General features: G+C 72.8%; 27 protein-coding genes and 1 riboswitch. Of the genes, 18 read left to right on the top strand and 9 right to left on the bottom strand.

The window, feature by feature from the left end:
* Nucleotides 1–183: 183 nt before the first annotated feature.
* Nucleotides 184–1,884, bottom strand: a complete 1,701-nt coding sequence (gene paaN, locus ACFV6D_RS18415) for a phenylacetic acid degradation protein PaaN (RefSeq protein ID WP_063348432.1) — start codon at nucleotides 1,882–1,884, stop codon at nucleotides 184–186.
* A gap of 197 nt (nucleotides 1,885–2,081) precedes the next feature.
* Nucleotides 2,082–3,350 (bottom strand): hypothetical protein, encoded by a 1,269-nt coding sequence (locus ACFV6D_RS18420; protein WP_363368170.1) that lies wholly within the window; start codon nucleotides 3,348–3,350, stop codon nucleotides 2,082–2,084.
* A 147-nt stretch (nucleotides 3,351–3,497) separates the two neighbouring features.
* On the opposite strand from ACFV6D_RS18420, the gene ACFV6D_RS18425 reads away from it, so the two are divergent.
* Nucleotides 3,498–4,082, top strand: coding sequence for a TetR/AcrR family transcriptional regulator (locus tag ACFV6D_RS18425; RefSeq protein ID WP_063348430.1), 585 nt, complete (start codon nucleotides 3,498–3,500; stop codon nucleotides 4,080–4,082).
* Between the two features lie 29 nt (nucleotides 4,083–4,111).
* Here ACFV6D_RS18425 and ACFV6D_RS18430 read toward each other — a convergent pair whose 3' ends face one another.
* Nucleotides 4,112–4,573, bottom strand: coding sequence for an Lrp/AsnC family transcriptional regulator (locus ACFV6D_RS18430; protein WP_380536750.1), 462 nt, complete (start codon nucleotides 4,571–4,573; stop codon nucleotides 4,112–4,114).
* Between the two features lie 149 nt (nucleotides 4,574–4,722).
* Here ACFV6D_RS18430 and pdhA point away from each other — a divergent pair, with 149 nt between their 5' ends.
* The 4 genes from pdhA to ACFV6D_RS18450 all read left to right on the top strand — a co-directional run bounded on the left by pdhA (nucleotide 4,723) and on the right by ACFV6D_RS18450 (nucleotide 10,097).
* Entirely contained in the window at nucleotides 4,723–5,862 is a 1,140-nt protein-coding gene (gene pdhA / locus ACFV6D_RS18435) for a pyruvate dehydrogenase (acetyl-transferring) E1 component subunit alpha (RefSeq protein WP_350876810.1), read from the top strand.
* Nucleotides 5,862–6,866 carry an alpha-ketoacid dehydrogenase subunit beta gene (locus ACFV6D_RS18440; protein WP_380482902.1) on the top strand — a complete coding sequence of 335 codons (1,005 nt, stop codon included), beginning with the start codon at nucleotides 5,862–5,864 and terminating at the stop codon, nucleotides 6,864–6,866. Before pdhA ends, ACFV6D_RS18440 begins: the two co-directional genes overlap by 1 nt.
* Nucleotides 6,866–8,176 carry a dihydrolipoamide acetyltransferase family protein gene (locus tag ACFV6D_RS18445; RefSeq protein ID WP_380371422.1) on the top strand — a complete coding sequence of 437 codons (1,311 nt, stop codon included), beginning with the start codon at nucleotides 6,866–6,868 and terminating at the stop codon, nucleotides 8,174–8,176. The genes ACFV6D_RS18440 and ACFV6D_RS18445 overlap by 1 nt, the downstream gene beginning before the upstream one ends.
* A gap of 223 nt (nucleotides 8,177–8,399) precedes the next feature.
* Entirely contained in the window at nucleotides 8,400–10,097 is a 1,698-nt protein-coding gene (locus ACFV6D_RS18450) for a globin domain-containing protein (RefSeq protein WP_380560498.1), read from the top strand.
* Nucleotides 10,098–10,121: 24 nt separating this feature from the next.
* Here the strand turns inward: ACFV6D_RS18450 and ACFV6D_RS18455 are convergent, their stop codons facing one another.
* Nucleotides 10,122–10,664 (bottom strand): NUDIX domain-containing protein, encoded by a 543-nt coding sequence (locus tag ACFV6D_RS18455; RefSeq protein ID WP_063348425.1) that lies wholly within the window; start codon nucleotides 10,662–10,664, stop codon nucleotides 10,122–10,124.
* A gap of 327 nt (nucleotides 10,665–10,991) precedes the next feature.
* Between ACFV6D_RS18455 and ACFV6D_RS18460 the strand changes: the two genes are divergently transcribed.
* Nucleotides 10,992–11,855 carry an IclR family transcriptional regulator gene (locus ACFV6D_RS18460; protein WP_380560499.1) on the top strand — a complete coding sequence of 288 codons (864 nt, stop codon included), beginning with the start codon at nucleotides 10,992–10,994 and terminating at the stop codon, nucleotides 11,853–11,855.
* A 249-nt stretch (nucleotides 11,856–12,104) separates the two neighbouring features.
* Nucleotides 12,105–12,530 (top strand): SsgA family sporulation/cell division regulator, encoded by a 426-nt coding sequence (locus ACFV6D_RS18465; RefSeq protein ID WP_063348424.1) that lies wholly within the window; start codon nucleotides 12,105–12,107, stop codon nucleotides 12,528–12,530.
* Nucleotides 12,531–12,696: 166 nt separating this feature from the next.
* Here the strand turns inward: ACFV6D_RS18465 and ACFV6D_RS18470 are convergent, their stop codons facing one another.
* Complete coding sequence (locus tag ACFV6D_RS18470) at nucleotides 12,697–13,077, bottom strand: phage holin family protein (protein WP_063351244.1); 381 nt, start codon at nucleotides 13,075–13,077, stop codon at nucleotides 12,697–12,699.
* 153 nt (nucleotides 13,078–13,230) lie between these two features.
* Between ACFV6D_RS18470 and ACFV6D_RS18475 the strand changes: the two genes are divergently transcribed.
* The 8 genes from ACFV6D_RS18475 to ACFV6D_RS18510 all read left to right on the top strand — a co-directional run bounded on the left by ACFV6D_RS18475 (nucleotide 13,231) and on the right by ACFV6D_RS18510 (nucleotide 18,414).
* Complete coding sequence (locus ACFV6D_RS18475; protein ID WP_063348423.1) at nucleotides 13,231–13,548, top strand: cupin domain-containing protein; 318 nt, start codon at nucleotides 13,231–13,233, stop codon at nucleotides 13,546–13,548.
* A gap of 80 nt (nucleotides 13,549–13,628) precedes the next feature.
* The gene (gene tenA, locus ACFV6D_RS18480) at nucleotides 13,629–14,297 is read left to right on the top strand and encodes a thiaminase II (protein WP_063348422.1); all 669 of its coding nucleotides are present in this window, start codon (nucleotides 13,629–13,631) and stop codon (nucleotides 14,295–14,297) included.
* 216 nt (nucleotides 14,298–14,513) lie between these two features.
* On the top strand, nucleotides 14,514–14,714 hold the full coding sequence (locus tag ACFV6D_RS18485; RefSeq protein WP_063348421.1) for a DUF5326 family protein: 201 nt from the start codon (nucleotides 14,514–14,516) through the stop codon (nucleotides 14,712–14,714).
* 139 nt (nucleotides 14,715–14,853) lie between these two features.
* Nucleotides 14,854–14,988, top strand: a riboswitch (TPP riboswitch).
* The gene (gene thiC / locus ACFV6D_RS18490) at nucleotides 14,984–16,867 is read left to right on the top strand and encodes a phosphomethylpyrimidine synthase ThiC (RefSeq protein ID WP_380560500.1); all 1,884 of its coding nucleotides are present in this window, start codon (nucleotides 14,984–14,986) and stop codon (nucleotides 16,865–16,867) included. (Overlaps the previous riboswitch by 5 nt.)
* A gap of 158 nt (nucleotides 16,868–17,025) precedes the next feature.
* The gene (locus tag ACFV6D_RS18495; protein ID WP_380482892.1) at nucleotides 17,026–17,253 is read left to right on the top strand and encodes an AbrB/MazE/SpoVT family DNA-binding domain-containing protein; all 228 of its coding nucleotides are present in this window, start codon (nucleotides 17,026–17,028) and stop codon (nucleotides 17,251–17,253) included.
* The gene (locus ACFV6D_RS18500) at nucleotides 17,243–17,689 is read left to right on the top strand and encodes a type II toxin-antitoxin system VapC family toxin (protein ID WP_380482890.1); all 447 of its coding nucleotides are present in this window, start codon (nucleotides 17,243–17,245) and stop codon (nucleotides 17,687–17,689) included. The genes ACFV6D_RS18495 and ACFV6D_RS18500 overlap by 11 nt, the downstream gene beginning before the upstream one ends.
* A 90-nt stretch (nucleotides 17,690–17,779) precedes the next feature.
* On the top strand, nucleotides 17,780–18,010 hold the full coding sequence (locus ACFV6D_RS18505; protein ID WP_043915407.1) for a hypothetical protein: 231 nt from the start codon (nucleotides 17,780–17,782) through the stop codon (nucleotides 18,008–18,010).
* Complete coding sequence (locus ACFV6D_RS18510) at nucleotides 18,007–18,414, top strand: type II toxin-antitoxin system VapC family toxin (RefSeq protein WP_380335242.1); 408 nt, start codon at nucleotides 18,007–18,009, stop codon at nucleotides 18,412–18,414. The genes ACFV6D_RS18505 and ACFV6D_RS18510 overlap by 4 nt, the downstream gene beginning before the upstream one ends.
* 70 nt (nucleotides 18,415–18,484) lie before the next feature.
* Here ACFV6D_RS18510 and ACFV6D_RS18515 read toward each other — a convergent pair whose 3' ends face one another.
* Nucleotides 18,485–18,916 (bottom strand): CBS domain-containing protein, encoded by a 432-nt coding sequence (locus ACFV6D_RS18515; protein ID WP_063351243.1) that lies wholly within the window; start codon nucleotides 18,914–18,916, stop codon nucleotides 18,485–18,487.
* Between the two features lie 256 nt (nucleotides 18,917–19,172).
* Between ACFV6D_RS18515 and ACFV6D_RS18520 the strand changes: the two genes are divergently transcribed.
* Together ACFV6D_RS18520 and ACFV6D_RS18525 are read left to right on the top strand one after the other, a co-directional pair.
* Nucleotides 19,173–19,622 carry a DUF5994 family protein gene (locus ACFV6D_RS18520; RefSeq protein ID WP_063348418.1) on the top strand — a complete coding sequence of 150 codons (450 nt, stop codon included), beginning with the start codon at nucleotides 19,173–19,175 and terminating at the stop codon, nucleotides 19,620–19,622.
* 212 nt (nucleotides 19,623–19,834) lie between these two features.
* Nucleotides 19,835–20,326, top strand: a complete 492-nt coding sequence (locus tag ACFV6D_RS18525; RefSeq protein ID WP_063348417.1) for a hypothetical protein — start codon at nucleotides 19,835–19,837, stop codon at nucleotides 20,324–20,326.
* Here ACFV6D_RS18525 and ACFV6D_RS18530 read toward each other — a convergent pair.
* The 3 genes from ACFV6D_RS18530 to ACFV6D_RS18540 form a co-directional block, all read right to left on the bottom strand.
* Entirely contained in the window at nucleotides 20,284–21,117 is an 834-nt protein-coding gene (locus tag ACFV6D_RS18530) for a hypothetical protein (RefSeq protein ID WP_380560501.1), read from the bottom strand. The two genes, ACFV6D_RS18525 and ACFV6D_RS18530, sit on opposite strands and share 43 nt — an antisense overlap.
* A 240-nt stretch (nucleotides 21,118–21,357) precedes the next feature.
* Nucleotides 21,358–22,605, bottom strand: coding sequence for a metallophosphoesterase (locus tag ACFV6D_RS18535; protein ID WP_380560502.1), 1,248 nt, complete (start codon nucleotides 22,603–22,605; stop codon nucleotides 21,358–21,360).
* Between the two features lie 114 nt (nucleotides 22,606–22,719).
* The gene (locus ACFV6D_RS18540) at nucleotides 22,720–23,877 is read right to left on the bottom strand and encodes a LacI family DNA-binding transcriptional regulator (RefSeq protein WP_380560503.1); all 1,158 of its coding nucleotides are present in this window, start codon (nucleotides 23,875–23,877) and stop codon (nucleotides 22,720–22,722) included.
* 383 nt (nucleotides 23,878–24,260) lie between these two features.
* On the opposite strand from ACFV6D_RS18540, the gene hisC reads away from it, so the two are divergent.
* Complete coding sequence (gene hisC, locus ACFV6D_RS18545) at nucleotides 24,261–25,337, top strand: histidinol-phosphate transaminase (RefSeq protein WP_063348414.1); 1,077 nt, start codon at nucleotides 24,261–24,263, stop codon at nucleotides 25,335–25,337.
* The last annotated feature ends 206 nt before the right edge of the window (nucleotides 25,338–25,543 follow it).

The raw sequence follows: 25,543 nt of genomic DNA on the forward strand, positions 1-25,543 counted from the left end.
GGTGGGTTTCTGGGGAGGTGGGTCTTTGTCCCCGCGCGGGGTTGGGGGTGGGCGGGTGGCGGTGTGGTCGGTTGCGCTCCCCCACCCGGGGGGGGGGGGGGGGGGGGGGCTCCCCCCCCCCGGGCCCCCGGCGGTGGGTGACCGCCGGGGCCCGGAGCGGATCGGACGGGGCCGGGACGGCGCTCAGCCGTGCCGGCGGACCTCCACGGTACGGAACCGGTTGGCGACGAACGCGCCGTCGCAGTAGGCCGAGTTGGCGGCCGGGTTGGCACCGGTGCCGTGCAGGTCGGAGAAGGCGGCGGTCTGGTTGGGGTAGACGCCGCCGGTCAGGTTGAGCGAGAGCGAGACGCCGGCGTCGAGCGCGGCCGCCACCAGCAGGCCCTCCACCTCGGGCGAGGTGGTGTAGCCGGAGGCGGTCATGGCGCCCTTGTCGCGGACGGTGGTGCGCAGCAGTTCGACGGCGGCGGGGGTGGACTCGACGGCGACGGCGAAGGAGACCGGGCCGAAGCACTCGGTGCGGAAGACCGCGCGGTCGTCCGGCTTGTCGGCGTCCAGCTTGACCAGCGCGGGGGTGCGGACGGTCGCGCCGGGGAAGTCCGGCGAGGTCACCGCGCGCGGGGCGAGGGCGAGCTCGCCGTACTCGCCGCCGGCCGCGGCGGCCGAGCGCTGCAGCACGCCCGGGTTGACCACGGCGCCGAGGATGGCGGCGGCGCGGGCGTCGTCGGAGAGCAGGCCGTCGATGGCGGCGGCGAGGTCGGCGACGACCTGGTCGTAGGACTTGTCGCCCTGGTCGGTGGCGATGCCGCCGCGCGGGATCAGCAGGTTCTGCGGGGTGGTGCACATCTGGCCGCTGTAGAGCGAGAGGGCGAAGGCCAGGTTGCCGAGCATGCCCTTGTAGTCGTCGGTGGAGTCGATGACGACCGCGTTGACGCCGGCCTTCTCGGTGTACACCTCGGCCTGCTTGGCGTGCTCCTCCAGCCAGTCGCCGAAGGCGGTGGAGCCGGTGTAGTCGATCAGCCGGATCTCGGGGCGGACGGCGAGGGTCTGGGCGACGGTGCCGCCCTCGTGCTCGACGGCCAGGCAGACCAGGTTGGGGTCGTAGCCGGCCTCGGCGAGCACCTCGCGGGCGGTCCGGACGGTCAGCGCGAGCGGCAGCACGGCGCGCGGGTGCGGCTTGACCAGCACCGGGTTGCCGGTGGCCAGCGAGGCGAACAGGCCGGGGTAGCCGTTCCAGGTGGGGAAGGTGTTGCAGCCGACCAGCAGCGCGAGGCCGCGCGGGACGACGGTGAACTCCTTGGTCATCACCAGCGGTTCGCGCTTGCCCTGGGGCTTGGTCCAGCCGGCCCGGCGGGGCAGCCGGGTCTGCTCGGCGTAGGCGTAGGTGACCGCCTCCAGGCCGCGGTCCTGGGCGTGCGGGCCGCCGGCCTGGAAGGCCATGCCGTAGGCCTGGCCGGTGGTGTGCATGACGGCCTGGCCGAACTCGTGGGAGCGGGCGTTGATCCGGTGCAGGATCTCCAGGCAGACGGCGGCGCGCTCCAGCGGGGTGGCGGCGGCCCAGTCGGGCCGGGCGGCGCTCAGCGCGGCGATCAGCGCGTCCGGCTCGGCGTGCGGGTAGCCGATGCCCAGCTCGATGCCGTACGGGGAGGCTTCGCCGCCGACCAGGTCGCCGTCGGCGGGGTGGCCGTCGAGGGTGAACGGCTTGCCGAGCAGGGCGTCGAAGGCGGCCTTGCCGTCCGCCGGGCCGCTCTCGCCGTACGCCTTCGGGAACTCGGGGTAGGGCGACCAGTAGTCGCGCTTGGCGGCGGCGTCGAGGGCGGCGTCCAGGGTGGCCTGGTGGCGCTCGACCAGCTCGCCGACGAGGGGGTGGGTGACCGCTGCGGACATCTGTGCGCTCCTCAGGAGGGAGGACGGGACACGTCACAGGGTAACCGAACGATCGGTCGGCTCAAGAGGGTGCAGGGGACGGAATCCGGGAAAACGCACGGGGGTGGTGTCCGGAAACGCGCGGGCGCGGTGTCCGGGAAACGCGCGGGGGCGCGTCCGTGGTGGACGCGCCCCCGTGGGCCGGTGCCGGGCAGGGCCTACGGCACGCCCAGCTCGAAGATGACGTACCCCGCGTACCAGCCGGAGGCGACCGCGCCGAACCCCAGCACCGCGGCCAGCACCGGCCAGCTGAGCTTGCGCATCGCCACCGCGAGCGCGATCAGCAGCGGGAACGCCGGCAGCAGGTAGCGCGAGACGTTGCCGAAGATGCCGAGGCTCCCCAGCACCGAGACGATCGTGGCCAGCGTGTAGGCGGTGAGCACCAGCGGCGGGCGCAGCCGGATCAGCAGCACGATCAGCACGGGCAGGGTGAGCACGATCAGGGTGGCGAAGAGGTCCGGCACCGGGAACGCGAACGGGTAGTCGTTGCGGCCCAGCAGCACGCCGCGGATCGCGTGCCAGGTGCCCTGGCCCCAGTCGAAGTAGTGCAGCCAGGCGTCGTGCTGGAGCCGGAAGTAGCCGCCCCACTCGCCCATCCGCCAGCCCACCCAGGCCACGTAGCCGAGCAGGCCGACCGGGGCCAGCAGCATCGCGGTCAGCGGGCGCAGGACGCCGCTCTCCCGCCGGTACAGCTCCACCAGCGCGGCCAGGCCGACCGCGCCTATCAGCGCCGCGGCGGTCGGCCGGTTGAGCCCGGTGACCAGGGTGATCACCCCGGCGGCGACCCACTGCTTGGTCATCACGCAGTAGCAGGCCCAGGCGGCCAGCGCGACGAAGGTGGAGTCCGAGTAGACCGCCCACTCGGCGCCCGAGCCCGGGGCGATCGCCCAGATCCCGGCCGCGATCACGCCCGCCCTGGGGCCGGCCATCCGGTCCACCACGGCGTAGATCCCGGCGGCGGCGAACAGCGAGGCCACCACCGACACCAGCATCCCGGCGCCGTACAGGCCGAGGCCGGTGACGTCCGAGGTCATCCGCATCAGGCCCGGGTAGAGCGGGAAGAACGCGGCGGAGTTCTGCTCGACGGAGAAGCCGACCGGGCCGTTGGGGATCGTGACCAGCGCCGGGTGGTAGCCGAACTGGGCCACCTGCTGGTACCACCAGCCGTCCCAGGTGGCCAGCACGTCCCAGGGGTTGGCGCCGCCGCCGAACCGGGCCGGCTTCTTGAGGTAGTCGCCGGAGAAGGAGAGCAGCTTCATGAAGACGGTGAAGCCGATCAGCTTCAGCACCGCGTAGCACCACACCGCCGGCCCGAACCGGACCACCAGGGCGCGGGCGCCTTCCCGCCAGCCGCTGCCGGGCACGCCCCCCGGATCATCGCTGCGCTGCTCGGGCACGTCGGAGGCGACGGCCGGTATTGCGTTCATTCGGACTGGACCCCACCCTGCTGGACGTGGACGATCGTCCGCCGAGTCTAGGGCCTGCGTCTCACGGCTGGTGTGGACCAGAGCGCCGGTGCGGAGCCGACCGGACCCGATCGCGTACGGCGCGGGGCGGCCGGGGATACTCGGAGGATGGCCGATCACAGCACGCGTACCGCCTACACCGTGGAGTCACTGCTCGCGGTGACCGTCGACGTGTTCAACGAGCGCGGCTACGACGGCACCTCGATGGAGGACCTGTCCCGGGCGGCCGGGATCTCCAAGTCGTCCATCTACCACCACGTCCGCGGCAAGGAGGAGCTGCTGCGGCTGGCCGTCGGGCGGGCGCTGGACGGGCTGTTCGCGATCCTGGCCGAGCCGGCGGCGGTGCGGGGCCCGGCGGTGGAGCGGCTGGAGCACGTGGTGCGCCGCACCGCCGAGGTGTTGCTCGCGGAACTGCCGTACGTGACGCTGCTGCTGCGGGTGCGCGGGAACACGGTGACCGAGCAGTGGGCGCTGGAGCGGCGCCGGGAGTTCGACCACCAGGTCGCCGAGCTGCTGCGGGCGGCGGTCGCGGACGGTGCGCTGCGCGCGGACGTCGAGCCGCGGTTGGCCACCCGGCTGCTGTTCGGGATGATCAACTCGATCGTGGAGTGGTACCGGCCGGGCCTCAAGGGCACCGACGGCGTCGCGGACGCGGTCGTCCACCTGGCCTTCGACGGGCTGCGCGCGCGGTAGCCGCCACCGGCCGGCCGGTGGCCCGGCCGTCAGTCCGGGGGGACCTGGTCGGTCTCCTCGAAGATCAGCATGGTCCGGGTGCCGAGCACCTGGGGGATGGACTGGATGCTGCCCAGCACCAGCTCCCGCAGCGCGTGGTTGTCCGCGGTGTGCACCAGCAGCAGGACGTCGAAGTCTCCGCCGACCAGGGCGATGTGGGCGACCCCGGGGAGCTCCAGCAGCTGCCCCCGGACCGTGCGCCAGGAGTTCTGGACGATCTTCAGGGTGATGTACGCGGACGCGCCCTGACCTGCCCGTTCGTGGTCGACGCGGGCGGTGAAGCCGCGAATGATGCCGTCCTCGACCATCCTGGAGATCCGGGCGTAGGCGTTCGCCCGGGACACGTGCACCCGCTCGGCCACCGAGCGGATCGAGGCGCGGCCGTCCTGCTGCAGCAGCCGCAGGATCGAACGGTCGACCCGGTCGAGTCTGGACATCTGTTCAGCCGACATGACCCCCCACCCTCGCCGATTGGACACACTGCCACCAGTCGACCGCCGCTCAGGCCGAATGTCCACCACCTTGTCACGCTTCTGGTCAAGATGAACAGACGACCGAACAATCGGTAGGGAGCCCCCGCCACCCCAGGAGGTGCCCCGAGATGACCGTTCTCGACCACAGACACCACACGGCGGTGCCCGGCTGGACCCCCGGGGCCACCGCCCCGCGGACCGACCCGGCCCCCCTGCTCCCGGACGCCTCACCGGTCCGGGTGCTCGGCACCCCCGCGCTGGAGAAGTACGACCCCGCACTGCTGCGCGAGCTGTACCGCCGCCTGGTGGTCGGCCGCCGCTTCAACCAGCAGGCCACCACCCTGACCAAGCAGGGCCGGCTGGCCGTCTATCCGGCGTCCACCGGCCAGGAGGCCTGCCAGGTCGCCGCCGCGCTGGTGCTCGGCGAGGCCGACTGGCTGTTCCCCAGCTACCGCGACACCCTCGCGGTGGTCTCCCGGGGCGTCGACCCGCTGGAGGCGCTGACCCTGCTGCGCGGCACCGCCCACACCGGCTACGACCCGCGCGCCACCCGCACCGCCCCGCTCTGCACCCCGCTCGCCACCCAGGCCCCGCACGCCGTCGGGCTGGCGCACGCCGCCCGGCTGGCCGGCGAACCGGTGGTCGCACTGGCCCTGCTCGGCGACGGCGGCACCAGCGAGGGCGACTTCCACGAGGCGCTGAACTTCGCCGCGGTGCTCCAGGCGCCGGTGGTCTTCCTGGTGCAGAACAACGGCTACGCGATATCCGTCCCGCTCAGCGCGCAGTCCGCCGCGCCCACCCTCGCCCACAAGGCCGTCGGCTACGGCATGCCGGGCCGGCTGGTGGACGGCAACGACGCGCCCGCCGTGCACGGCGTCCTGACCGAGGCGGTCGAGCGGGCCAGGACCGGCGGCGGCCCGACCCTGGTCGAGGCGCTCACCTACCGGGTCGAGGCGCACACCAACGCCGACGACGCCACCCGCTACCGCACCGATCCGGAGGTGGCCGCCTGGCGGGAGTACGACCCGATCCTGCTGATGGACCGCTCGCTGCGCGAACTCGGCGTCCTGGACGACGCGCTGGTGCAGTCGGCGGCCGACGAGGCGGAGGCGCTGGCGGCCCGGATGCGGGCCGAGTTCCACGCCGACCCCGAGCTGGACCCGATGGCGCTGTTCACCCATGTCTTCGCCGAGCCGACCCCGCAACTGCGGGAACAGGCCGCCCAGTTGTCCGCCGAGCTGGCCGCCGAGGCCGAGGTGCAGCACTGATGAACCAGACGGCCACACCGACCCGTACGGCGACCATGGCGCAGGCGCTCAACGCGGCGCTGCGCGACGCCCTGCGCGAGGACCCGGCGGTGCACGTGCTCGGTGAGGACGTCGGCGCGCTCGGCGGCGTCTTCCGGATCACCGACGGGCTGACCGCCGAGTTCGGCCCCGACCGCTGCCTGGACACCCCGCTGGCCGAGGCCGGCATCCTCGGCACCGCGATCGGCATGGCGATGTACGGGCTGCGCCCGGTCGTCGAGATGCAGTTCGATGCCTTCGCCTACCCGGCGCTGGAGCAGCTGTTCTCGCACGTCGCCAAGATGCGCAACCGCACGGCCGGGCGGCTCCCGCTGCCGATCACCGTCCGCATCCCGTACGGCGGCGGCATCGGCGGGGTCGAGCACCACAGCGACGCCTCCGAGGCGTACTACGCGGCCACCCCCGGCCTGCACGTGGTCACCCCGGCGACGGTCGCCGACGCGTACGGGCTGCTGCGGGCCTCGATCGCCTCCGACGACCCGGTGGTCTTCCTGGAGCCCAAGCGGCTCTACTGGGGCAAGGACGGGTTCGACCCGGCCGCGCCGGTCGAGCCGATCGGCCGGGCCGTGCTGCGGCGGGCCGGCACCTCCGCCGTGCTGATCACCTACGGGCCCTCGCTGCCGGTCTGCCTGGAGGCGGCCGAGACGGCGAAGGCCGAGGGCTGGGACCTCGCGGTGCTGGACCTGCGCACCCTGGTGCCGTTCGACGACGAGACGGTCTGCCGGGTGGTGCGCTCGCTCGGCCGGGCCGTGGTGGTGCACGAGGCGAGCGGCTTCGGTGGCACCGGTGCGGAGATCGCCGCCCGGGTCACCGAGCGCTGCTTCCACCACCTGGCCGCGCCCGTGCTGCGGGTGACCGGCTTCGACATCCCGTACCCGCCGCCGATGCTGGAGCACCACCACCTGCCCGGGGTGGACCGGATCCTGGACGCGGTCGCCCGGCTGCAGTGGGAGGACCGAGGATGATGCCCGTCGTGCGCGAGTTCCGGCTGCCCGACCTCGGTGAGGGACTCACCGGGGCCGAGGTGGTGCGGTGGCTGGTCGAGGTCGGCGAGGTGATCGCGGTCGACCAGCCGGTGGTGGAGGTGGAGACCGCCAAGGCCGTGGTGGAGGTGCCCTGCCCGTACGGCGGGGTGGTCACCGCCCGGTACGGCGAGGAGGGCGAGGAGATCGCCGTGGGCGCGCCGCTGGTGACGGTCGCGGTGGCTCCGGCGGACGGGGCCTCGCTGCTGGCCGAGGCGGCGGCCGGGATGCTGGCCGGGGCGGCGGCGGAGGTGGAGCGGCCGCTGGTCGGGTACGGGGTCGCCGAGCCGGGGAAGGGCGGGCGGCGGCGCCGGGTGGGGGGTGCTGTTCCTGTTGCTGTTCCGGTTGTTGTTGCTGCTCCCGCGCTGGTGGTGCGGACCGTTCCGGGCGTGGTGCCGGTGATCTCACCGCTGGTGCGGCGGCTGGCCCGGGAGCAGGGGGTCGACCTGGCCGCGCTCTCCGGCAGCGGCCCGGACGGGCTGATCATGCGTGCGGACATCGAACGGGCGGTCGCGGTGAAGGCGGCGGCCCCGACGGCGCCGACGGCTCCGGCGCCGGTGGCGCGGGAGGGCGTCGTCCCGCTGCGCGGGCTGCGCAAGGCGGTGGCCGAGAAGCTCAGCCGCAGCCACCGGGAGATCCCCGCCGTGACCTGCTGGGTGGACACCGATGCCACCGAACTGATGCTGCTGCGGCGGCAGTTGAATGCCGCCCCGGGCCCGAAGGTGAGCGTGCTGGCGCTGCTCGCCCGGATCTGTACGGTCGCGCTGGCCCGCTTCCCGGAGCTCAACTCCAGTATGACGGAGGATGGTTCGGGCATCATCCGGCACTCGGCGGTGCACCTGGGCTTCGCCGCGCAGGGCGAGCGGGGTCTGGTCGTCCCGGTGGTGCGGGACGCCCACGCCCGCACCACCGAGCAACTCGGCGAGGAGCTGGGCCGGTTGACCGAGGCGGCGCGCGACGGCTCGCTCACCCCGGCCGAACTGACCGGCGGCACCTTCACGTTGAACAACTACGGGGTGTTCGGCGTGGACGGCTCCACCCCGATCCTGAACCACCCCGAGGCGGCGATGCTCGGGGTCGGCCGGATCGTCGCCAAACCCTGGGTGCACGAGGGGGAGTTGGCGGTGCGCGAGGTCGTGCAGCTGTCGTTCACCTTCGACCACCGGGTCTGCGACGGCGGGACGGCGGGCGGTTTCCTGCGGTTCGTCGCGGACTGCGTGGAGCGGCCGGGGACGCTGCTGCGGCAGCTCTGAGCACGGCTCGGTCGCCCTGGGTGGCGTGCTCCGCACCCAGGGCGACGGGGCGCGAATCGAGGGAGAGTAGCGCGTCCCGGGCCCGGGTGTCCGGGCTTCGCGTGATTTGTCGGATGAGCAGTTCGGGCGTGCCACGCTGCCTAGGCGCCAGCAGAGACAAGCCAGGTGGTGGCGCAGGGCGGCCGGAGGCGAAACGATTCTCTTGGGTACTCGAAACGTTGCGGTGAAGTCCCGCAGAACACTTCTGGTCCGCACCGGGTACGGATCGGCGGGCGCCGCCTCCGTCCCGGGCCTGCCGGAGCTCCCGGCGGACGCGGCGGCGGACCCGACGGCGCACGTGACGGCCGAGGTGGCGGCAGTCGGGACGGCGGCCGGGATGGCAGCCGCGACGGCGGCCGGGGCGAGGCCCGAACCGCCGCCGATGCCGCTGGACCCGCCGGACCTCCCGCCGCAGATCCCGGCCGAGGCGCCGACGGCCGTCCTCCCGGCGGTGCCCGCCCTCCCGTGGGTGCCCGCCCCGCCGGTGCAGCCGCCGGCCGTCCCCGCGCCCGGCTACCCGGAGCCGCCTGCCGAGCCGCCTGCCGCCCCCGCGTTCCGGCCGCTGTTCACCGATGCTCCCGGCCTCAACTGGGCTGGACCCGGCGACAGTTGGACCAGGGCCTGGGCCGCGCAGGAGCCCGCCGAGGGTGGACCGGCTCCACTGCCCGCCCCCGACCGCAGCGCCCCCGACCGCGGCGCCCCCGACCGCGGCGCCCCCGACCGCGGCGCCTCCGCCGTCGAACAGCCGCTCACCGTACGGGACGTGGAGCTGATCCGGGCCAGCCTGGCGGTCGTCGAGCCGGTCGCCGACCGCGCCACCGCGCACTTCTACGCGCTGATCTTCCTGCACCACCCCGAGGTCCGGGCGCTCTTCCCCGCCGCCATGGACGTCCAGCGGGACCGCCTGTTCCGCGCGCTGCTGGCCGCCGCCCGCAGCGCCGACGACCCGGCCGGCCTGCGCGTCTACCTCGGCGCGCTCGGCCGCGGCCACCGCCGGTACGGCACGCTGACCGGCCACTACGGCCCGGTGGGCGAGTGCCTGGTGCAGGCGCTGGCCAGGTACGCGGGCAGCCGGTGGGACGCCGAGACCGAGCTGGCCTGGCGCCGGGTCTACCGGCTGGTCTCCTCGATCATGATCGAGGCCGCCGAGGACGCCGCCCGCACCTCGCCGCCCTGGTGGCAGGGCGAGGTGGTCCGGCACGAGCGCCGCACCCGGGACGTCGCGGTGATCACCGTCCGGCCGGACCAGGCGTACCCGTACCGGGCCGGGCAGTACACCAGTCTGGAGACGCCCTGGTGGCCGCGGGTCTGGCGGCACTTCTCGTTCGCCTCGGCCCCCCGGCCGGACGGGCTGCTGACCTTCCACGTGAAGGCCGTCCAGGCGGGCTGGGTGAGCAACGCGCTCGTCCACCGGGCCGCGCCCGGGGACGTCCTGCGGCTGGGCCCGGCGGCCGGCACGATGACCGCCGACCACGTCGCCGGCGCGGACCTGCTCTGCCTCGGCGGCGGCACCGGCATCGCGCCGATCCGCGCGCTGGTCGAGGAGGTGGCCGAGCGCGGCACGCCGGTCGGCGCCGTCGACGTGTTCTACGGGGCCCGCCGCGCCGCCGATCTGTACGAGCTGGACGGGCTGGACGAGTTGGCCCGGCGGCTGCCGTGGCTCACAGTGCGGCCGGTGCTCTCCGGCACCGGGCCGGCCGAGGGCGCGCTGACCGGCGAACTCCCCGAGGTGGTAGGGCGGTTCGGGCCGTGGGTCGGGCGGGAGGCGTTCCTCAGCGGGCCGCCCGCGATGGTCCGCCGGGGCGTCGGGGTGCTGCTGCGCTCGGGCGTGCCGGCCGAGCGGATCCGGCACGACCTGGTGGGCGACCTCGCGGCGGGGTGAGCGGGCGGCGGGGTGAGCGGTCGGTCAGCCGAGGTCCGGGGCGAGCAGCGCACGGACGCCCTCGATGTTGGCCGCCAGGTACGCCCGCAGCCGGGGCGGGACGACGTTGACGGAGGTCACCCCCTCGCGGGTGAACGGCAGCCGGACCACCTGGTACTCGCCGTTGGGCTCGTCCACCTCGGGGCCGTGCCGCCGGCTGAGGTCCATCGAGGCGAGCCGGCAGGCAAAGAAGTGCTGCACCTTGACCCCGTGCGGGTGGAGCAGGGTGCCGTCGTCATGGTGCGTGTGGCTGATGGTGTCGACGAAGGCGGGCACCACGTCGACGATCTTGCCGCCGAGTTCCTCGTCCACCTCGCGGTGCAGCGCCTCGACCACGGTGCGGTCTCCGCGTTCGACCCCGCCGCCGGGAGTGATCCAGTACGGCTGGGGCGAGCCGGGCCGGACCCGCCGGATCAGCACGATCGAGGCCGGGCCGTACGGGTCGTCCGGGTCGAGCTCCAGCAGGATCGCCCGCGCGGTGCGCTTCACCACCGGGCGGGGCGGCGGGGTTCGGTTGTCGGGGCCCATGGCGACCTCCGGGGCTGGAGCGTTGTGCGGGAGTCTCCCGCGGGACGGTCCGGCCGAAACCCGCCCGAACCGGTGCGTCCGTTCGGGGGCGGGGAGTAACTGCGGATAGATCTTGGATAGCGAAGGTGAACCTTGAACTGATCTTCCAAATGTCGATCGATTCTGATATTTACCTTCGAATCGAAGGATTTTGCCGAGTGATCGCTGTAAGAGTGATTGCAGGGAGGTCGTCCCTGTGCTGCAATGAGCCACTATCGGGCAGATCGGAGGGCTTCGCTCCGGATGCCCTTTCTGTGCATTGACTCGGGCTGGGGGATGGACGTGGCCATGGATCAGATCGCAGAGCCGTCCAGGACGGTCCGCACCGGGCGCGTCGCCAGGTCGCCGACGCCCACCTCGCCGCCCGGCGGCCCGCCGACGCCCACCTCGCCGTCCACCTCGCCGGGCAAGGGCCGCGGCCCCACCCTGATCGGCTCCGTCCAGCGGGCGCTGCGGCTGCTGGAGGCCGTCGGGGGATTCCGGCAGGGCGCCACCGCCAAGCAACTGGCCCGCGCCGCCGGACTGCCGCTCGGCACCGCCTACCACCTGCTGCGCACCCTCACCCACGAGGGCTACCTCCGGCGCTCCGACGGCCGGTTCTTCTACGGGGAGTCGGTCAACGGCATAGGCCGGGCCGACGACCGGCAGTCCGACCGGCACGACCTGCGCACGCGGATGCAGCGGTTACGGGACGAACTCGGGGCCCCGGTCTACTTCGCGCTCTACCGGGACGGCGAGATCCACGTGGTGGACGTCGCCGACGACCCCGGCCGCCCCGCCGTCCAGCCCTGGGCCGACCTCCGCGCCACCGGCCACGCGCACGCCATCGGCCAGTGCCTGCTCGGCCAACTGTCCGAGGAGGAGCGCCGTGACCACCTCGCCCGCCACCCGCCGGTCGGGCTCACCCCCTCCACCGTCACCGGCGAGGCCGCCGTCCTGCGCCGGCTCGCCTCGCTGCGGCCGACCATGCCCGTCCTGGAACGTCAGGAGTACGCGCTCGGCACCGTCTGCGCGGCCGTCCCCATCACCGTCGGGCCGATGGTCGCCACCATGGCCCTGTCGCTGCCCGTCGAACAGGCCGACCGGCTGACCGTCGTCGCCGGCCAACTGCGGCGCAGCGTGGGCGCGATGGGCCCGTCGTTCGTCCTCTGACGCTCCTCGCGCCGGTACGGATCCCGTCCGTTCACCATTTGAAAAAGCACACCTTGTCCACTACGTCCCCAAACGTGGACGATGGTGATCTAACAGGGATTGGTTGCACAAAACCGTCAGAAACCGCCCCAAGCCCAGCAATTGACGATCACGGCCCCACGCCCGAAGCCCCCCGCATCCGAAGCCCCCCGTCCCCCACCCCACGGCCCACCCGGCCGCCCCCCACGCCCCACGAGAGGTACTGGCGCCATGCAGCACAGCACAGTCCAGGGACACCTGGTGATGAACCTCGTGGTCTCGCACGAGCTCTCCTTCCGCATCGTGGTGGACCTGGCGTACGAGCCCGACGACCCGTACGCCGTCCGGTTCACCTTCCACCTGCCCGGCGACGAACCCGTCACCTGGGTGTTCGCGCGCGAGCTGCTGCTCGACGGCATCAGCCGGCCCTCCGGCGAGGGTGACGTGCACATCCACCCGGTCGGCGAGGAGCTCACCGAGGTCTGCATCGTGCTGCACTCCCCCGAGGGGGACGCCCTGCTGCGGGCCTCGGCGCCGCCGCTGGTCGCCTTCCTGGCGCGCACCGACCGGCTGGTGCCGATGGGCCAGGAGATCACCGGGCAGGAACTCGACGCCCAGCTCGCGGACATCCTCCGGGGATGTGAGAACGCGGGGTGAGCGGTGGCCGCGCCGCCGCCACCGACGAAGGGGCCCGCGCCGGGTGAACCACCCGGGCGCGGGCCCCTCTCGTGTTCGGCCGGTCGGTGACCGGCCAGGTCGGGTTCGGCCAGTCGGTGCCCGGCCAGGTCGGGTTCGGCCAGTCGGTGCCCGGCCGCGGCCGAGGTCAGTCGTCGTCCAGGGCCAGGTGCAGCCCCCACGAGACCAGGCTGATGATCAGCGAGCCGAGCAGCGCCGGCACGAAGCCCGTGACGTTGAAGTCCAGGTGCAGCTTCCCCGCGGCCCAGGAGGTCAGCCACAGCATCAGGGCGTTGATCACGAAGGTGATCAGCCCCAGGGTGAGGATGAACAGCGGGAACGAGAACAGCTTGACCAGCGGCTTGATCAGGAAGTTGACCAGGCCGAAGACCACGGCGACGGCGACCACCGTCAGGGCCTTGTGTCCCAGGTCGGCCTTGCCGCTCGCGAGTTGGATACCGTTGACGATCCAGGCGGCGACCCAGATGGCCACCGCGTTGATCACTGTCTTGATGAGGAAACCCTTCATGACGCCCAAGCCTGGCAGGCCCCGCCGCCCCGGGGGAAGCTCTCCTCGGACATGTTGGCGCTCTCGCCGGACATCTTGGCGCCCCCGGTCCGGCGCCCGTGGTGTTGAATGCCCGTGGCCCGCACGGTGGATGGACGAAGGAGGGGAGCAGCGGTGAAGCTGTTCCGGTTGGACGAACTGGACGTCGAACGCGCGGCGAACGACGGCGCGTACCTGCGCTTCCTGCGCGAACCGCGGATGTCCGCCGGGCTCTACGCGCTCTCCCCCGGCGACACCGACCCGCAGACCGCGCACGACCAGGACGAGATCTACCAGGTGATCAGCGGCCGCGCCGAACTGACCGTCGGCGCCGAGACCGCCACGGTCGGGCGCGGCACCGTCGTCTACGTCCCGGCCGGCACCGAGCACCGCTTCCACCACGTCACCGAGGAGCTGCGGGTCCTGGTGGTGTTCTCCCCGCCCGAGGGCTGACCGTCTGCGGACCGATCGGGAACCGGCCGGGGACTGACCGTCCGCGGGCCGGCCGGGGCCGACCGTCTAGGGTCCTGGGCATGAGCAAGAGCCTGACGGAAGAACTCTGGGCGGCCATCGAGCCGGTGTACGCCGAGATCCTCGCCCACCCCTTCATCGGCGGCCTCACCGACGGCACCCTGCCGCGTGCGGCCTTCCGCCACTTCGTCGTCCAGGACTCGCACTACCTGCGCGACTACGCCCGCGCGCTCGCCGTCTGCGCCGCCAAGGCGCCCGGCGAGGAGGACGTGCGGGCCTTCGCCGACGACGCGGTCGGCGCGCTGGCCGCCGAACAGGGCATGCACGCCGAGTTCCTGACCGCCTTCGGCGGCAGCGCCGAGCAGGCCGCCGCCGAACCGGTGCTGCCCACCACCCGGGCCTACACCAGCTACCTGCTGGCCACCGTCTACGGCGGCTCCTTCGCCGAGGCCGTCGGCGCGGTGCTGCCCTGCTACTGGATCTACGCCCGGGTCGGCGAGGCGCTGCTCGCCCAGGGCTCCCCCGACCCGCTGTACGCCAAGTGGATCGCCACCTACGGCGACGAGGCGTTCCAGTCCGTCGTCCGCCGGGTGCTGGCGCTCACCGACCGTCTCGGCGAGGAGATCTCCCCGGCCGAACGGCGCCGGGTCGTCGAGCACTTCACGACCACCTCGCGCTACGAGTGGATGTTCTGGGACGCCGCCTGGCGCGGCGAGCGCTGGCCGGTCTGACCGCTGGTCGCAGGGGGTGCGGGGCCCTTTCCGGGGGTCGTCCCCGAGGCCCGTACCCGGGTCTCCCCTGGGCCCCGGGTCGGGGTGATCTAGGGGTTCTCTCCGGGCCATCGGGCCTCGTTCCGGCACTCGTGTCCCCGTACGATCGAAGTACCGAAAGCAAGCGGGATGCGGCACCGGACGGCAGCCGACCCCACGGGGAGAGAAGGAACGGTCATGGCTGAGCTCTGGAAGTCGCTGCCCTCCTGGGTGCGGAACATCGTCATCCCGGTGCTGGTCCTGGTGCTGCTCTGGAACATCGTGGGATTCGTCTTCGGTGTCGTCGGCGCCCTGCTGAGCATCATGATCAAGGTGCTGGTCGTCGCCGGTATCGCCGCCGCCGTGGTGGTCCTGGTGAAGAAGGCCGCCAAGGGCTGAGCAACCGTTCGAGGCCCGGCCCCCTGGACGGGGGGCCGGGCCTTCGGCGTTCCCGGCGCGGCGTCCGGCCGGCCGGAGGCGTGCTGGACCTGCGGCGATCGGCTCGCTACGGTGTTGGGCGTCATGTGCAGGCAACACCGCCTGCCGACGCGGGAGCTCGGAGCACCGGGCTGAGAGGGCGCTGACCGGAACGTCGACGGACGGACCGACGGCTGCGTCGACCGCAGGAACCTGACCGGGTAATGCCGGCGTAGGGAGTTTGAGGTCAGATGACCACGTTCGAAGCACAGCCGCAGCCTGCCCGCAACACCGGGAACAGCGGCACCGAGGCCGGCGGCAGCGAGGCCGGCGAGGCCGCCACCGCCACCGCCACCGCCACCGTCACCAGCGCCGGTACTGGCTACCCCACCCCGGCCTGGCGCAAGGCCTACCGCGAAGGGTCCCGGCCCGACCTGCGGGTCCCGTACCGCGAGGTGCAGCTCACCAACGGCAGGACCGTCCCGCTGTACGACACCTCCGGCCCGTACACCGACCAGGCCTACGAACCCGACGTGCGGCGCGGCCTGCCCGCCCTGCGCGACGCCTGGATCCGCCTGCGCGGCGACGTCGAGGAGTACGACGGCCGCGAGGCCCGCCCCGAGGACGACGGGATCAAGCACACCTCGCCGCGCGGCGGGAACCTGCGCAACCTGGACGCCGTCTTCCCGGGCCGCCCGCGCCGCCCCCTGCGCGGCCGCGGCGGTGCCGCCGTCACCCAACTCGCCTACGCCAAACGGGGCGTGGTCACCCCCGAGATGGAGTTCGTGGCGCTGCGCGAGGGCCTCGCCCCCGAGTACGTGCGGGCCGAGGTGGCCCGCGGCCGGGCCGTCATCCCGGTCAACGTGAACCACCCCGAGGTGGAGCCGGCGATCATCGGCACCAACTTCCTGGTGAAGATCAACGCCAACATCGGCAACTCCGCCGTCACCTCCTCGATCGAGGAGGAGGTGGAGAAGATGACCTGGGCCACCCGTTGGGGCGCCGACACCGTCATGGACCTCTCCACCGGCCGCAACATCCACACCACCCGCGAGTGGATCCTGCGCAACTCCCCCGTGCCGATCGGCACCGTGCCGCTCTACCAGGCCCTGGAGAAGGTCGACGGCAAGGCCGAGGACCTGAGCTGGGAGGTGTACCGGGACACCGTCATCGAGCAGTGCGAGCAGGGCGTCGACTACATGACCGTCCACGCCGGCGTCCTGCTCCGGTACGTCCCGCTGACCGCCCGCCGCAAGACCGGCATCGTCTCGCGCGGCGGCTCGATCATGGCCGCCTGGTGCCTGGCGCACCACCAGGAGAACTTCCTCTACAGCAACTTCGAGGAGCTCTGCGACATCCTCGCGCGCTACGACGTCACCTTCTCGCTCGGCGACGGCCTGCGCCCCGGTTCTATCGCGGACGCCAACGACGAGGCGCAGTTCGCCGAACTGCAGACCCTCGGCGAACTCGGCCGGATCGCCCGCGAGCGCGACGTCCAGGTGATGATCGAAGGCCCGGGCCACGTCCCGATGCACAAGATCAAGGAGAACATGGATCTCCAGAAGGAGATCTGCGACGAGGCGCCGTTCTACACCCTCGGCCCGCTCACCACCGACGTCGCCCCCGGCTACGACCACATCACCTCGGGCATCGGCGCCGCGATGATCGCCTGGTGGGGCACCGCGATGCTCTGCTACGTCACGCCCAAGGAGCACCTGGGCCTGCCCAACCGCGACGACGTCAAGACCGGCGTGATCACCTACAAGATCGCCGCCCACGCCGCCGACCTCGCCAAGGGCCACCCCGGCGCCCAGGACTGGGACGACGCCCTCTCCGACGCCCGCTTCGAGTTCCGCTGGGAGGACCAGTTCAACCTGGCCCTCGACCCGGAGACCGCCCGCGCCTTCCACGACGAGACCCTCCCCGCCGAACCCGCCAAGACGGCCCACTTCTGCTCCATGTGCGGCCCGAAGTTCTGCTCGATGAAGATCAGTCAGAAGATCCGCGCCGAGCACGGTGACGGTTCCAGCGCCGTGGAGACCGAGTTCGACGCCGAGGCCCTGGCGGGCATGGCGGAGAAGTCCGCCGAGTTCGCCGCCCAGGGCAACCGGGTCTACCTCCCCCTCGCCGACTGACGTCGTTCTGTCGAAGCGCTGCTCCGGGTGTCTCGCTGTTCCTGTGGCAGCGCTTCGGCATGCCTGGGCCACGGGGCTGCACGCGGGCCACCGGGGGAGTCGGTCGCCGAGCTAGTATTACGTGGTAGTGGTAATACGTGCTACTTCGGAGGTGGGAGATGCGGCTCAACAGCAAGGGGCAGGTCACGATCCCCGCGGATCTTCGCGAGAAGTGCGGCCTGCGTCCCGGAGACGAGGTGGACGTCATCGAGGAGGACGGCGTCCTGCGGATAGTGCGTCGGGCAGGCCACGGCACCAGGGGGCAGCGGGCGGCCCGCCGGATGAGGGGAAGCGCCGCGGGCGGCATGTCCACTGACGAGATCATGGAGCTGTTGCGTGGCGAGTAGCCGGTTGAGGCTGGTCGAACCGGGCCGGGCGCGGCCGGTGACGCTGGTGGACTCCTGCGTGCTGCTGGATCTGATGACGGACGACGAGACCTGGGCCGATTGGTCGGAGGCCGCGCTGTCCAAGGCCCAGGACGAGGGCGAAGTGGTGATCAACCCGATCGTCTACGCGGAGGTCTCGGTGGCATACGCCGCGATCGAGGACCTTGACGCCGTCCTTCCGGCCGAGGACTTCGGGCGGGAGCCGCTCCCCTACGAGGCGGGGTTCCTGGCCGGCAAGGCATTTCTGCTGTACCGCAAGCGCGGCGGGCAGAAGACCGCACCGTTGCCGGACTTCTACATCGGTGCGCATGCGGCGGTGCGCGGCTACCGGTTGTTGACCCGTGATGCCACGCGCTACCGCACGTACTTCCCGACCATCGAGTTGATCTGCCCCTAGTCGGGCTGCGACTGGCCGACTGAGGCTGCCGCGCGAACCGCGCGGGCTTGACAGTCTGCATTGTGCAGGCATCGGCGCTAGAATGCAGACATGACAGCGCTCACCATCCGGGACGTCCCGGACGACCAGATCCAGACTCTGAAGGTCCGCGCCGCCCAGGCCGGCAAGTCGCTGCAGGCGTTCATGCAGGACCTGATTGCCAGGGAGGCGTCCAGGCCCACGATGGCGGAGATGATGGCGCGGCTGGACCGCGAGACCACCGCCCGCGTCAGTGCCGCCGACGTCGTCGCGGCCATCGACGAGGGGCGAGCCGGGCGTTGATCGTCATCGACTGTTCCGCCTTGGTCCTGGTCCTCACGGCGCACGGCCCGGACGGGGAACTCGTCCGGGGCCGGGTGGCCGCGGCGGGGGACGTCTACGCCCCCACCCTCCTGGACTACGAGATCCAGTCGGCCCTCCTCGGCATGCAGCGGGGCGGCAAGCTGACCGAGCGGGAAGTGGAACGAGCGGTCGCCGCCTACCGGATGCTTCCCATTGCCAAGCGGGAGACGCTGGCGTTCTGGGACAGGGTGAAGAAGCTGCATGCCAACCTCAGCGCCTACGACGCCCAGTACGTCGCCCTGGCGGAAGCCCTCGGCGTACCGCTGATCACCAGTGACGCGAGGATCAGGCGCAGCGGCGCGGCGAAGTGCGACATCGAGGTCTTCGCCTCGATCGGCCCGTAGGGCGTGTCTGACAATTCGCGTCGGGGCTCCCGGGGCAGCGTCCCGGCGGGGCGGGGCGGGGCGGTGCGGGTCAGGCGAGGACGGCGGCGGGTTCGAGGAGGCCGGTGGCGCGGTCGGCGGTGAGGATGCCGAGGATGTAGCCGTCGTCGTCGACGACGGGCCAGACCGCCATGCGTTTGATCCGCATCGTGATCGCGGCCAGGGCCAGGCCCAGGGCCGGCCAGGCGAACGGGCCGCGCTGGTGCACGGTGGCGCCGATCGAGGTCCGCTCGGTGGTCCGGGGGTGCTCCAGGAAGGTGTGGAGCCCGGTGCGGGTGACCAGCCCCTCGCACCGGCCGTCGTGGTCGCGGACGAGCAGGTACTCGACGTGGGCGCCGCGCAGGATGTCGTTGGCCTGGTCGACGGTGCTGTCGTCGGCTATCTGGTACTCGCAGGGCTCCATCGCGTCGGCGACCGTGAGGCCGTGCCCGGTGCGTGCCGCCTGCGGGGCGTGAGTGGTCACGGTGGTCACCGCTTCCCGTCCCCGGGTGCCCGGCCGGAACGGCTCGGACGACCCTTCACCCAGAACGAAGCCGGAACGGGTACCGGGATGCGGAATGCCCTGGATGTCTTCGAGCGTACTCCCGTGACGGGAGGCCCGTCGGAGGGTGCCGCGGAGTACCGTTGGGAGACAACCGAGGACATTCCGTATACCGGTACCGGCGCTGGTGTCGCCCTGGGTCATGACAGGTCCCTGCGGACCGGACGGGCGGCTTCTGATGCTGCCGATCCCCCTCCCTGTTCCCGCCACCCCCGGGCCGTGGTCCGTGCCCGGCGTCCCGTTGCTGCCACGTCTGGTGCTGGAGCCGACGATGTCGCGGGGCGGGGTCTTCGACGGCGCCTGGTGGCCGCGTTCGAACCGGGTGCTGGCCGAACTGCCGGACTTGGTCACCGCGCTCGGCGCCCACCTGGGGCGCATCATCCGGGTGGGCCTCGACACCTCGGCCTGGGACGGCGTGCCCCGGTCCGTCGTGGTGAACGGCCTCCTGATCAGGGTCAACTGGCTCACCAGCAGCCACGCGACCATCAGCGTCACCCGGGGATTCCAGGACCACTTCCTCCTCCTGGTGGTGCCGCCCCGTACCGACCCGGAGAAGGCCTCCACGGCGATGGCGGGGGCGTCCGCGACCGGGAACCACACCCCGGCGGCCGAACTGCTGACCTCCTGACGGCTGTTGCCCACCGGCACCCGGTGAGCCGAGCCGGAAGACGACGGTCTGCACCCGGGGGGAACCGGCTCCCCCGTGCGGGGGAGCAGCGGCGCACCACCGGACGTCGTACCGGGGTATGACGGTTGATCCGGCCCCGTGGTGTGACGACCGCCCGGTCGGTGTCACGGGAGGGTGAGGCCAACAGCCGAACGAGGGTGAGGAGCCCGAAGATGTCCGCGATCCGCCGTCAGACCAGCACCGCCGCCCGGGCCTTCCTGGCGTTGCCGGCCGGGGTGGTGGGGGCGGCGCTGGTGCTCGCCGGCCGGCCCGGTCGGGCCGCGCGGTGGCAGGCGTGGGTGTCCGGGGGCCGGGGCTGGACCGGTGGCCGGGTGCTGGGGCGGGCGGCGCTCGGGTTGCCCTTGGACGCGGCGGCGTTCCTGCTGGTGGGGTACTCGCTCTTCAACTCGGTGCGGAACTTCGGGTACCCGGTCTGGTACCTGGACACGGACTACCACCAGGCCTGGGGCGGCCCGACCATGGCCGGGGTGTGGGCGGTGCACGCGGCCGGCTGGGGGCTCTGCCTGTACGTGCTGCTGCGCTGGCCGGTGGGGTGGCTCGCGCGCGGCCAGCGGGCGCTGGGCGAGCGGCTGCTGGGCGGGCGGCCGCCGGTGTCCGGTGTTCAGGTGACGTCGTCGGGGCTGGTGAAGGCGGGGCTGGTGTAGCCGGGGGCGGTGAAGTCGGGGGCCGGGGTGGGGACGGTGCCGGGGCTGGTGAAGTCGGGCGAGGTGTAGTCGGCGGTGGGGACGGGGCCCGGGCTGGAGAAGTCGGGTGAGGTGTACCCCGGGCTGGTGAAGTCGGGGGCGCCGGCGGGGACGGCGGGCAGGTGGGTGTGCAGGTAGGGGAGCAGGCCGCGGTCGCGCAGCGCGGTGCGCCATTCGCGGCGGGCGTCGGCGAGTTCGGCGGCGAGTTCGGGGTCGGTGCCGGCCGGGGCGGCGGCGCCGCCGTCGCGTATGGCGGTGAGGACGAGTCCGATGATGCCGATGGCCATCGCGGCGACTCCGGCGGCGAGGGCGACCCAGCCGGCGGTGACGAGGCTGCGGGCGAGGGTGAGGTCGGGGTTGGCGGCGCGCAGCAGGTAGCCGATGAGCAGCAGGACGAGGGCGGCGGTCCAGGCGAGGACCGGGGTGAGCACGGTGAGGACGGGGAAGAGCCCGGCGCCGCCGTTGGCGGAGCGCAGTTGGGTGAGCAGTCCGGGGGCGATGGGTTCGGCGCCCGGGGGCGGCGGGGGTGTGGTGCGCAGGGTCTCGCGCAGCCGGGTGTAGTGCGCGTACTCGGTGGCGGCCGCAGCGGCGATGGCGTCGGCGTCGCGCAGGGCGCGGATGCGCAGCTGGTCGGTGGTGAGCGCGCCGGGTGCGCGCAGGGCGGTGAGGACGGTGCGGTCGCGCAGGGCTTCGGCGAGGAGGCGCTCGTATTCCGGGCGGTCCTCGGCGAGCAGCGGCGGGGGGTTGGTCATGGGGACCCCGTTCATGCGGACCCCGGTTCGCTCCGCCCCAGGGGCCGCGGGGCCCTCAGGGGCGCCGAAACGGGCGCGGAGGCGGGCCGCCGGACGGGCGGCCGGGTGTGGTGTGCCTCATGGTAGGGGCGGGCGCGGCCGTGCTGACAGTCGGTTTCCGGAATTTCGCGCCCCGGCCCGCGCGCGTGCGGCGGCCCGGGCGCCGGGAACGCCCGTTCGACCGGCCCTGGCCCGCGGGCCTCAGTTGACGGGGAGTCGGGCGACGAGCAGGCGCCCTTCCATGGTGACGCCGCCGTCCATGGCCACCGCGAGGTCGTCGGCGTAGACGTAGGGGCCGGGGATGTGCGGCGGCTGGCCGTCGTCGGCGTGCACCGCGCCGGTGAGGTACGGGATGGGGCTGTGCCCGTGCACGATGCGGGTGCCGCCGTAGGTGTCGAGGAGTTCGTGGACGGCCGTCGGGCCGGCGTCGCCGCGGAAGGCGAAGCGCTTGGTGAAGCGGCGGAAGCAGTCCCACCACTCGTCGACGCCCTCGTCGGCGAGCAGGCTGTGGACGGCGTCGTTGACGTCGGGGATGGACTCGCCGTACTCCAGGTACGCGGTGGTGTCGGAGTGCAGCAGCAGGTGGCCGTCCTCCAGCGCGATGGCGGGCAGCCGGGAGAGCCAGCTGATGTGGTGGCCCTCCAGGCGGTCCAGGTCGTGCTGCTGGCCGCCGTTGAGCCGCCAGGCGGCGAGGAAGGAGGCGGTGCCGGCGGTGGACTGGACGGGTTCGTCGCCGTACCGGGCGGCGCCGAGGAAGAGCAGTTCGTGATTGCCCATCAGGGCGCGGCAGTAGCCGCCGGCGGCGGCGGCTTCGGCGGCGAGCTGCATCACGAGGTCGATGACGCCGATGCCGTCGGGGCCGCGGTCGGTGAAGTCGCCGAGGAACCAGATCCGGGAGCGGCCGGCGGACCAGTGGCCTTCGGCGTCGATCAGGCCCTGGTGGCGCAGCTCGGCGCGCAGTTCCTCCAGGTAGCCGTGCACGTCGCCGACGACGTAGAGCGGGCCGGGGGGCTCGCCGGGGCCGGGGGCGGGGTACGGGTAGCTGGGCGCGGAGGGGTCGGGCAGCGGCGGGCCGAGTTCGATGGTCGGCGGGTCGTCGCGGCCGGGGGCCTGGTGGGCGGGGGCCTGGTGGGCGGGGGACTGCTGGTCGGGCAGGGTCGGCTCGTAGCCGGGGTGGTCCTGGTGGGAACCGAGGTGGTCCTGGTGGAAGACCGGGGCGTTCTCCGGGGCGTGCACGGTGTGGTCCTGCCCGTCGGCGGGCCAGTGCTGCTCCAGGTAGCGGGCTCCGCCGTAGCCGCTGTAGGTCTCCGCTTCGTACGGCGTGCCGGGGTAGCCGGTGGCGGGCTCCGGTTCGTAGTAGGTGCCGTACGGCAGCACGTCGAGGTCCGGCTGGTGGCGGGGGCCTGAGTCGGGGTGTTCAGGCCCGGGGAAGCGGTCCTCGGGTGTCATTCGCCCATCATAGGAAGACCACTCTCCCGGCGTCGTCACCTGGTGGGTATCCAATCCTCCGGAGCGTCAGCCGGGCCGTCCCGCAAGGTCCGTTTTGTCCCGGCTCGGTATGGTCTAGACCTCGCCCGGGGGCCGGGGAGGGCTGACGGTGGTGCGCGGGCTCCGGCGCAGGGAGGACGCGCGGACGATCAGCTCGGTCGGCATCAGGGTGCCCGGTGGCGGGCCGGTGCCGGCGGTGCGGAAGCGCGGCGGGAAGAGCCGGGCGATGTCGACGCCCGTCCCGGAGTCGACGCCCTCGATGGCGTCGATGAGCAGGTTGACCACGGTGGTGCCGATCCGGCGGGGCTTGAGGGAGAGCGTCGTGATCGGCGGTTCGGTGGTGGCGTAGACGTCGCTCTCGCTGCAGCAGACCAGCAGCAGGTCGTCGGGGACCCGCAGGCCGTAGCGGCGGGCGGCGGCGAGCAGGTCGGTGCCGTTGGGGTCGAACAGGCCGTAGACGGCGTCGGGCCGGTCGGGGCGGGCGAGCAGCCGGTCGGCGGCGACGGCGCCGGCGGCCGGGTCGTGCGCGGGGTAGGCCTCGTAGACCGGCTCCTGGCCGACCTTGGTGCACCAGCCGAGGTAGGCCTCGGTGGAGAGCCGGGTGTAGGTGTCGGTGCTGGTGCCGGTGAGTAGGCCGATGCGGCGGGCGCCGGCCTCGGAGAGGTGGTCGAGGATGCCGAGCACGGCGGCCTCGTGGTCGTTGTCGACCCAGGCGGTGACCGGGCAGTTGCCGGGCTTGCCGTCGCTGACGACCGGGACGCCGGACCGGTACAGCTCGCTGACCAGGGGGTCCTGGTCGGGCGGGTCGATCACCACGGTGCCGTCCAGGGCGATGTTGCCCCAGACGTCGTGGCGGGAGGAGGCGGGCAGCACCACCAGCGCGTAGCCGCGGCCGAGGGCGGCGCTGGTGGCGGCCCGGGCCATCTCGGCGAAGTACGCGAACTCCGTGAAGGTGAACGGTTCTTCGCCGTAGGTCGTGACGGTCAGCCCGATCAGGCCGGACCGTCCGGTGCGCAGGGTGCGGGCGGCCGCGGAGGGCCGGTAGCCGAGGCGTTCGGCGACCTCGCGCACCCGGCTGCGGGTCTCGTCGGGCAGGCGGCCCTTTCCGTTCAGCGCGTCGGAGACGGTGGTGATCGACACTCCGGCGGCTGCTGCCACATCCCGGATGCCGGCCCGCTCCAGACGCCGTGAGGTGGTGGGACGCCGACCGCTCTGGTTGGCTGCTGCTGTCATGGCGGACCGATCGTATGGCTCCTGACAAGGGTCTGTGACCGGCGCATCGGGAGCCCTCGGAGATACGTTTCTCCAAGAGTGAGCCGGGGTGCGCTCCTTCGATACCCGCACGAAACCAGCCGTCTTACCTCTGACATGTGCCAAAGGAACCCGGCAGAATGGCTGATCTGCGCCTGTCACCCGACCGGGCATCTCACCCCTACGGGTGAGCGCGGTCGGTATCGTTCAAGGCACCCGACCGGGGTGCCCCGGACGCGTTCCGAGATCCCGGGCACGGTGGCGATCCCACAGGTGGCGGGGGCGACCGCACCGGAGAACACGCGCCGAACACGCGCCGAACGCGTGCCGAACGCGCGCGGACAGCATCGAGAAGGAGTAGGACCGTGACGAGTACGTCAGCGCAGGGCCCGCGGCTGCGGCCGACCCTGGACGGCATCCCCACCTACAAGCCCGGCAAGCCGGCCGGCGCCGACGCGTACAAGCTGTCCTCCAACGAGAACCCGTACGACCCGCTGCCCGGCGTGCTGGAGGCGGCGGTCGCGGCGGCCGGCTCGCTCAACCGCTACCCCGACATGGCCGTCGGCGAGCTCAGCGAGGTGCTGGCCGAGCGCTTCGGCGTGCCCGTCGAGCACATCGCCACCGGCACCGGCTCGGTCGGCGTCGCCCAGTCGCTGATCCTCGCCACCGCGGGCCCCGGCGACGAGGTGGTCTTCGCCTGGCGCTCCTTCGAGGCGTACCCGATCATCACCCAGGTCGCCGGCGCGACCCCCGTCCCGGTGCCGATCACCGAGGCCGGCGACCACGACCTGGACGCGATGCTCGCCGCGATCACCCCGAAGACCCGGCTGGTGTTCGTCTGCAACCCCAACAACCCCACCGGCAACGTGATCCACCGCGCCGAGCTGGAGCGCTTCCTGGACGCCGTCCCGTCCGACGTCCTGGTGGTCGTCGACGAGGCGTACATCGAGTTCATCCGCGACCCCGAGGTGCCCAACGGCATCGACCTCTACCGGGACCGCCCCAACGTCTGCGTGCTGCGCACCTTCTCCAAGGCGTACGGCCTCGCGGGCATGCGGGTCGGCTTCGCGATCGCGCACGAGCCGGTGGCCAACGCGCTGCGCAAGACCGCCGTCCCGTTCGGCGTCAGCCAGCTCGCCCAGAACGCCGCCGTCGCCTCGGTGCGCGCCGAGCAGGCGCTGCTGGAGCGGGTGGACGCGCTGGTCGAGGAGCGCACCCGGGTGGTGGCCGCGCTGCGCGCCCAGGGCTGGGAGATCCCGGACTCGCAGGCCAACTTCGTCTGGCTGGGCCTCGGCGAGCGCTCGCAGGAGTTCGCCGTCGCGTGCGCCGAGGCCGGGGTGATCGTCCGGCCGTTCCCGGAGGGCGTCCGGATCTCGATCGGCGAGACCGAGGGCAACTCGATCTTCCTCTCGGTGGCGGAGGCGTTCCGCAAGACGCTCTGACCGGCGGTTTCGCGGGTTCCGTAGGTTTCGCAGGCTCCTCCGCAGGGGCCTTCGCAGGCTCCGTCGCAGGGGCGTACCGGTTCGCGGTGCGCCCCTGCGGCGTTTCCGGCGCCCCGGGCCGGCCGCCCGGGGCGCTGCCGGATGGCTGGAGATCATCGGAACTCACTGGGAGCCCGCTGGGAGTTCGGCCAACGACGGCCCACGGC

The sequence above is a fragment of the Kitasatospora sp. NPDC059812 genome (assembly GCF_042732075.1).
GTDB lineage: Bacteria > Actinomycetota > Actinomycetes > Streptomycetales > Streptomycetaceae > Kitasatospora.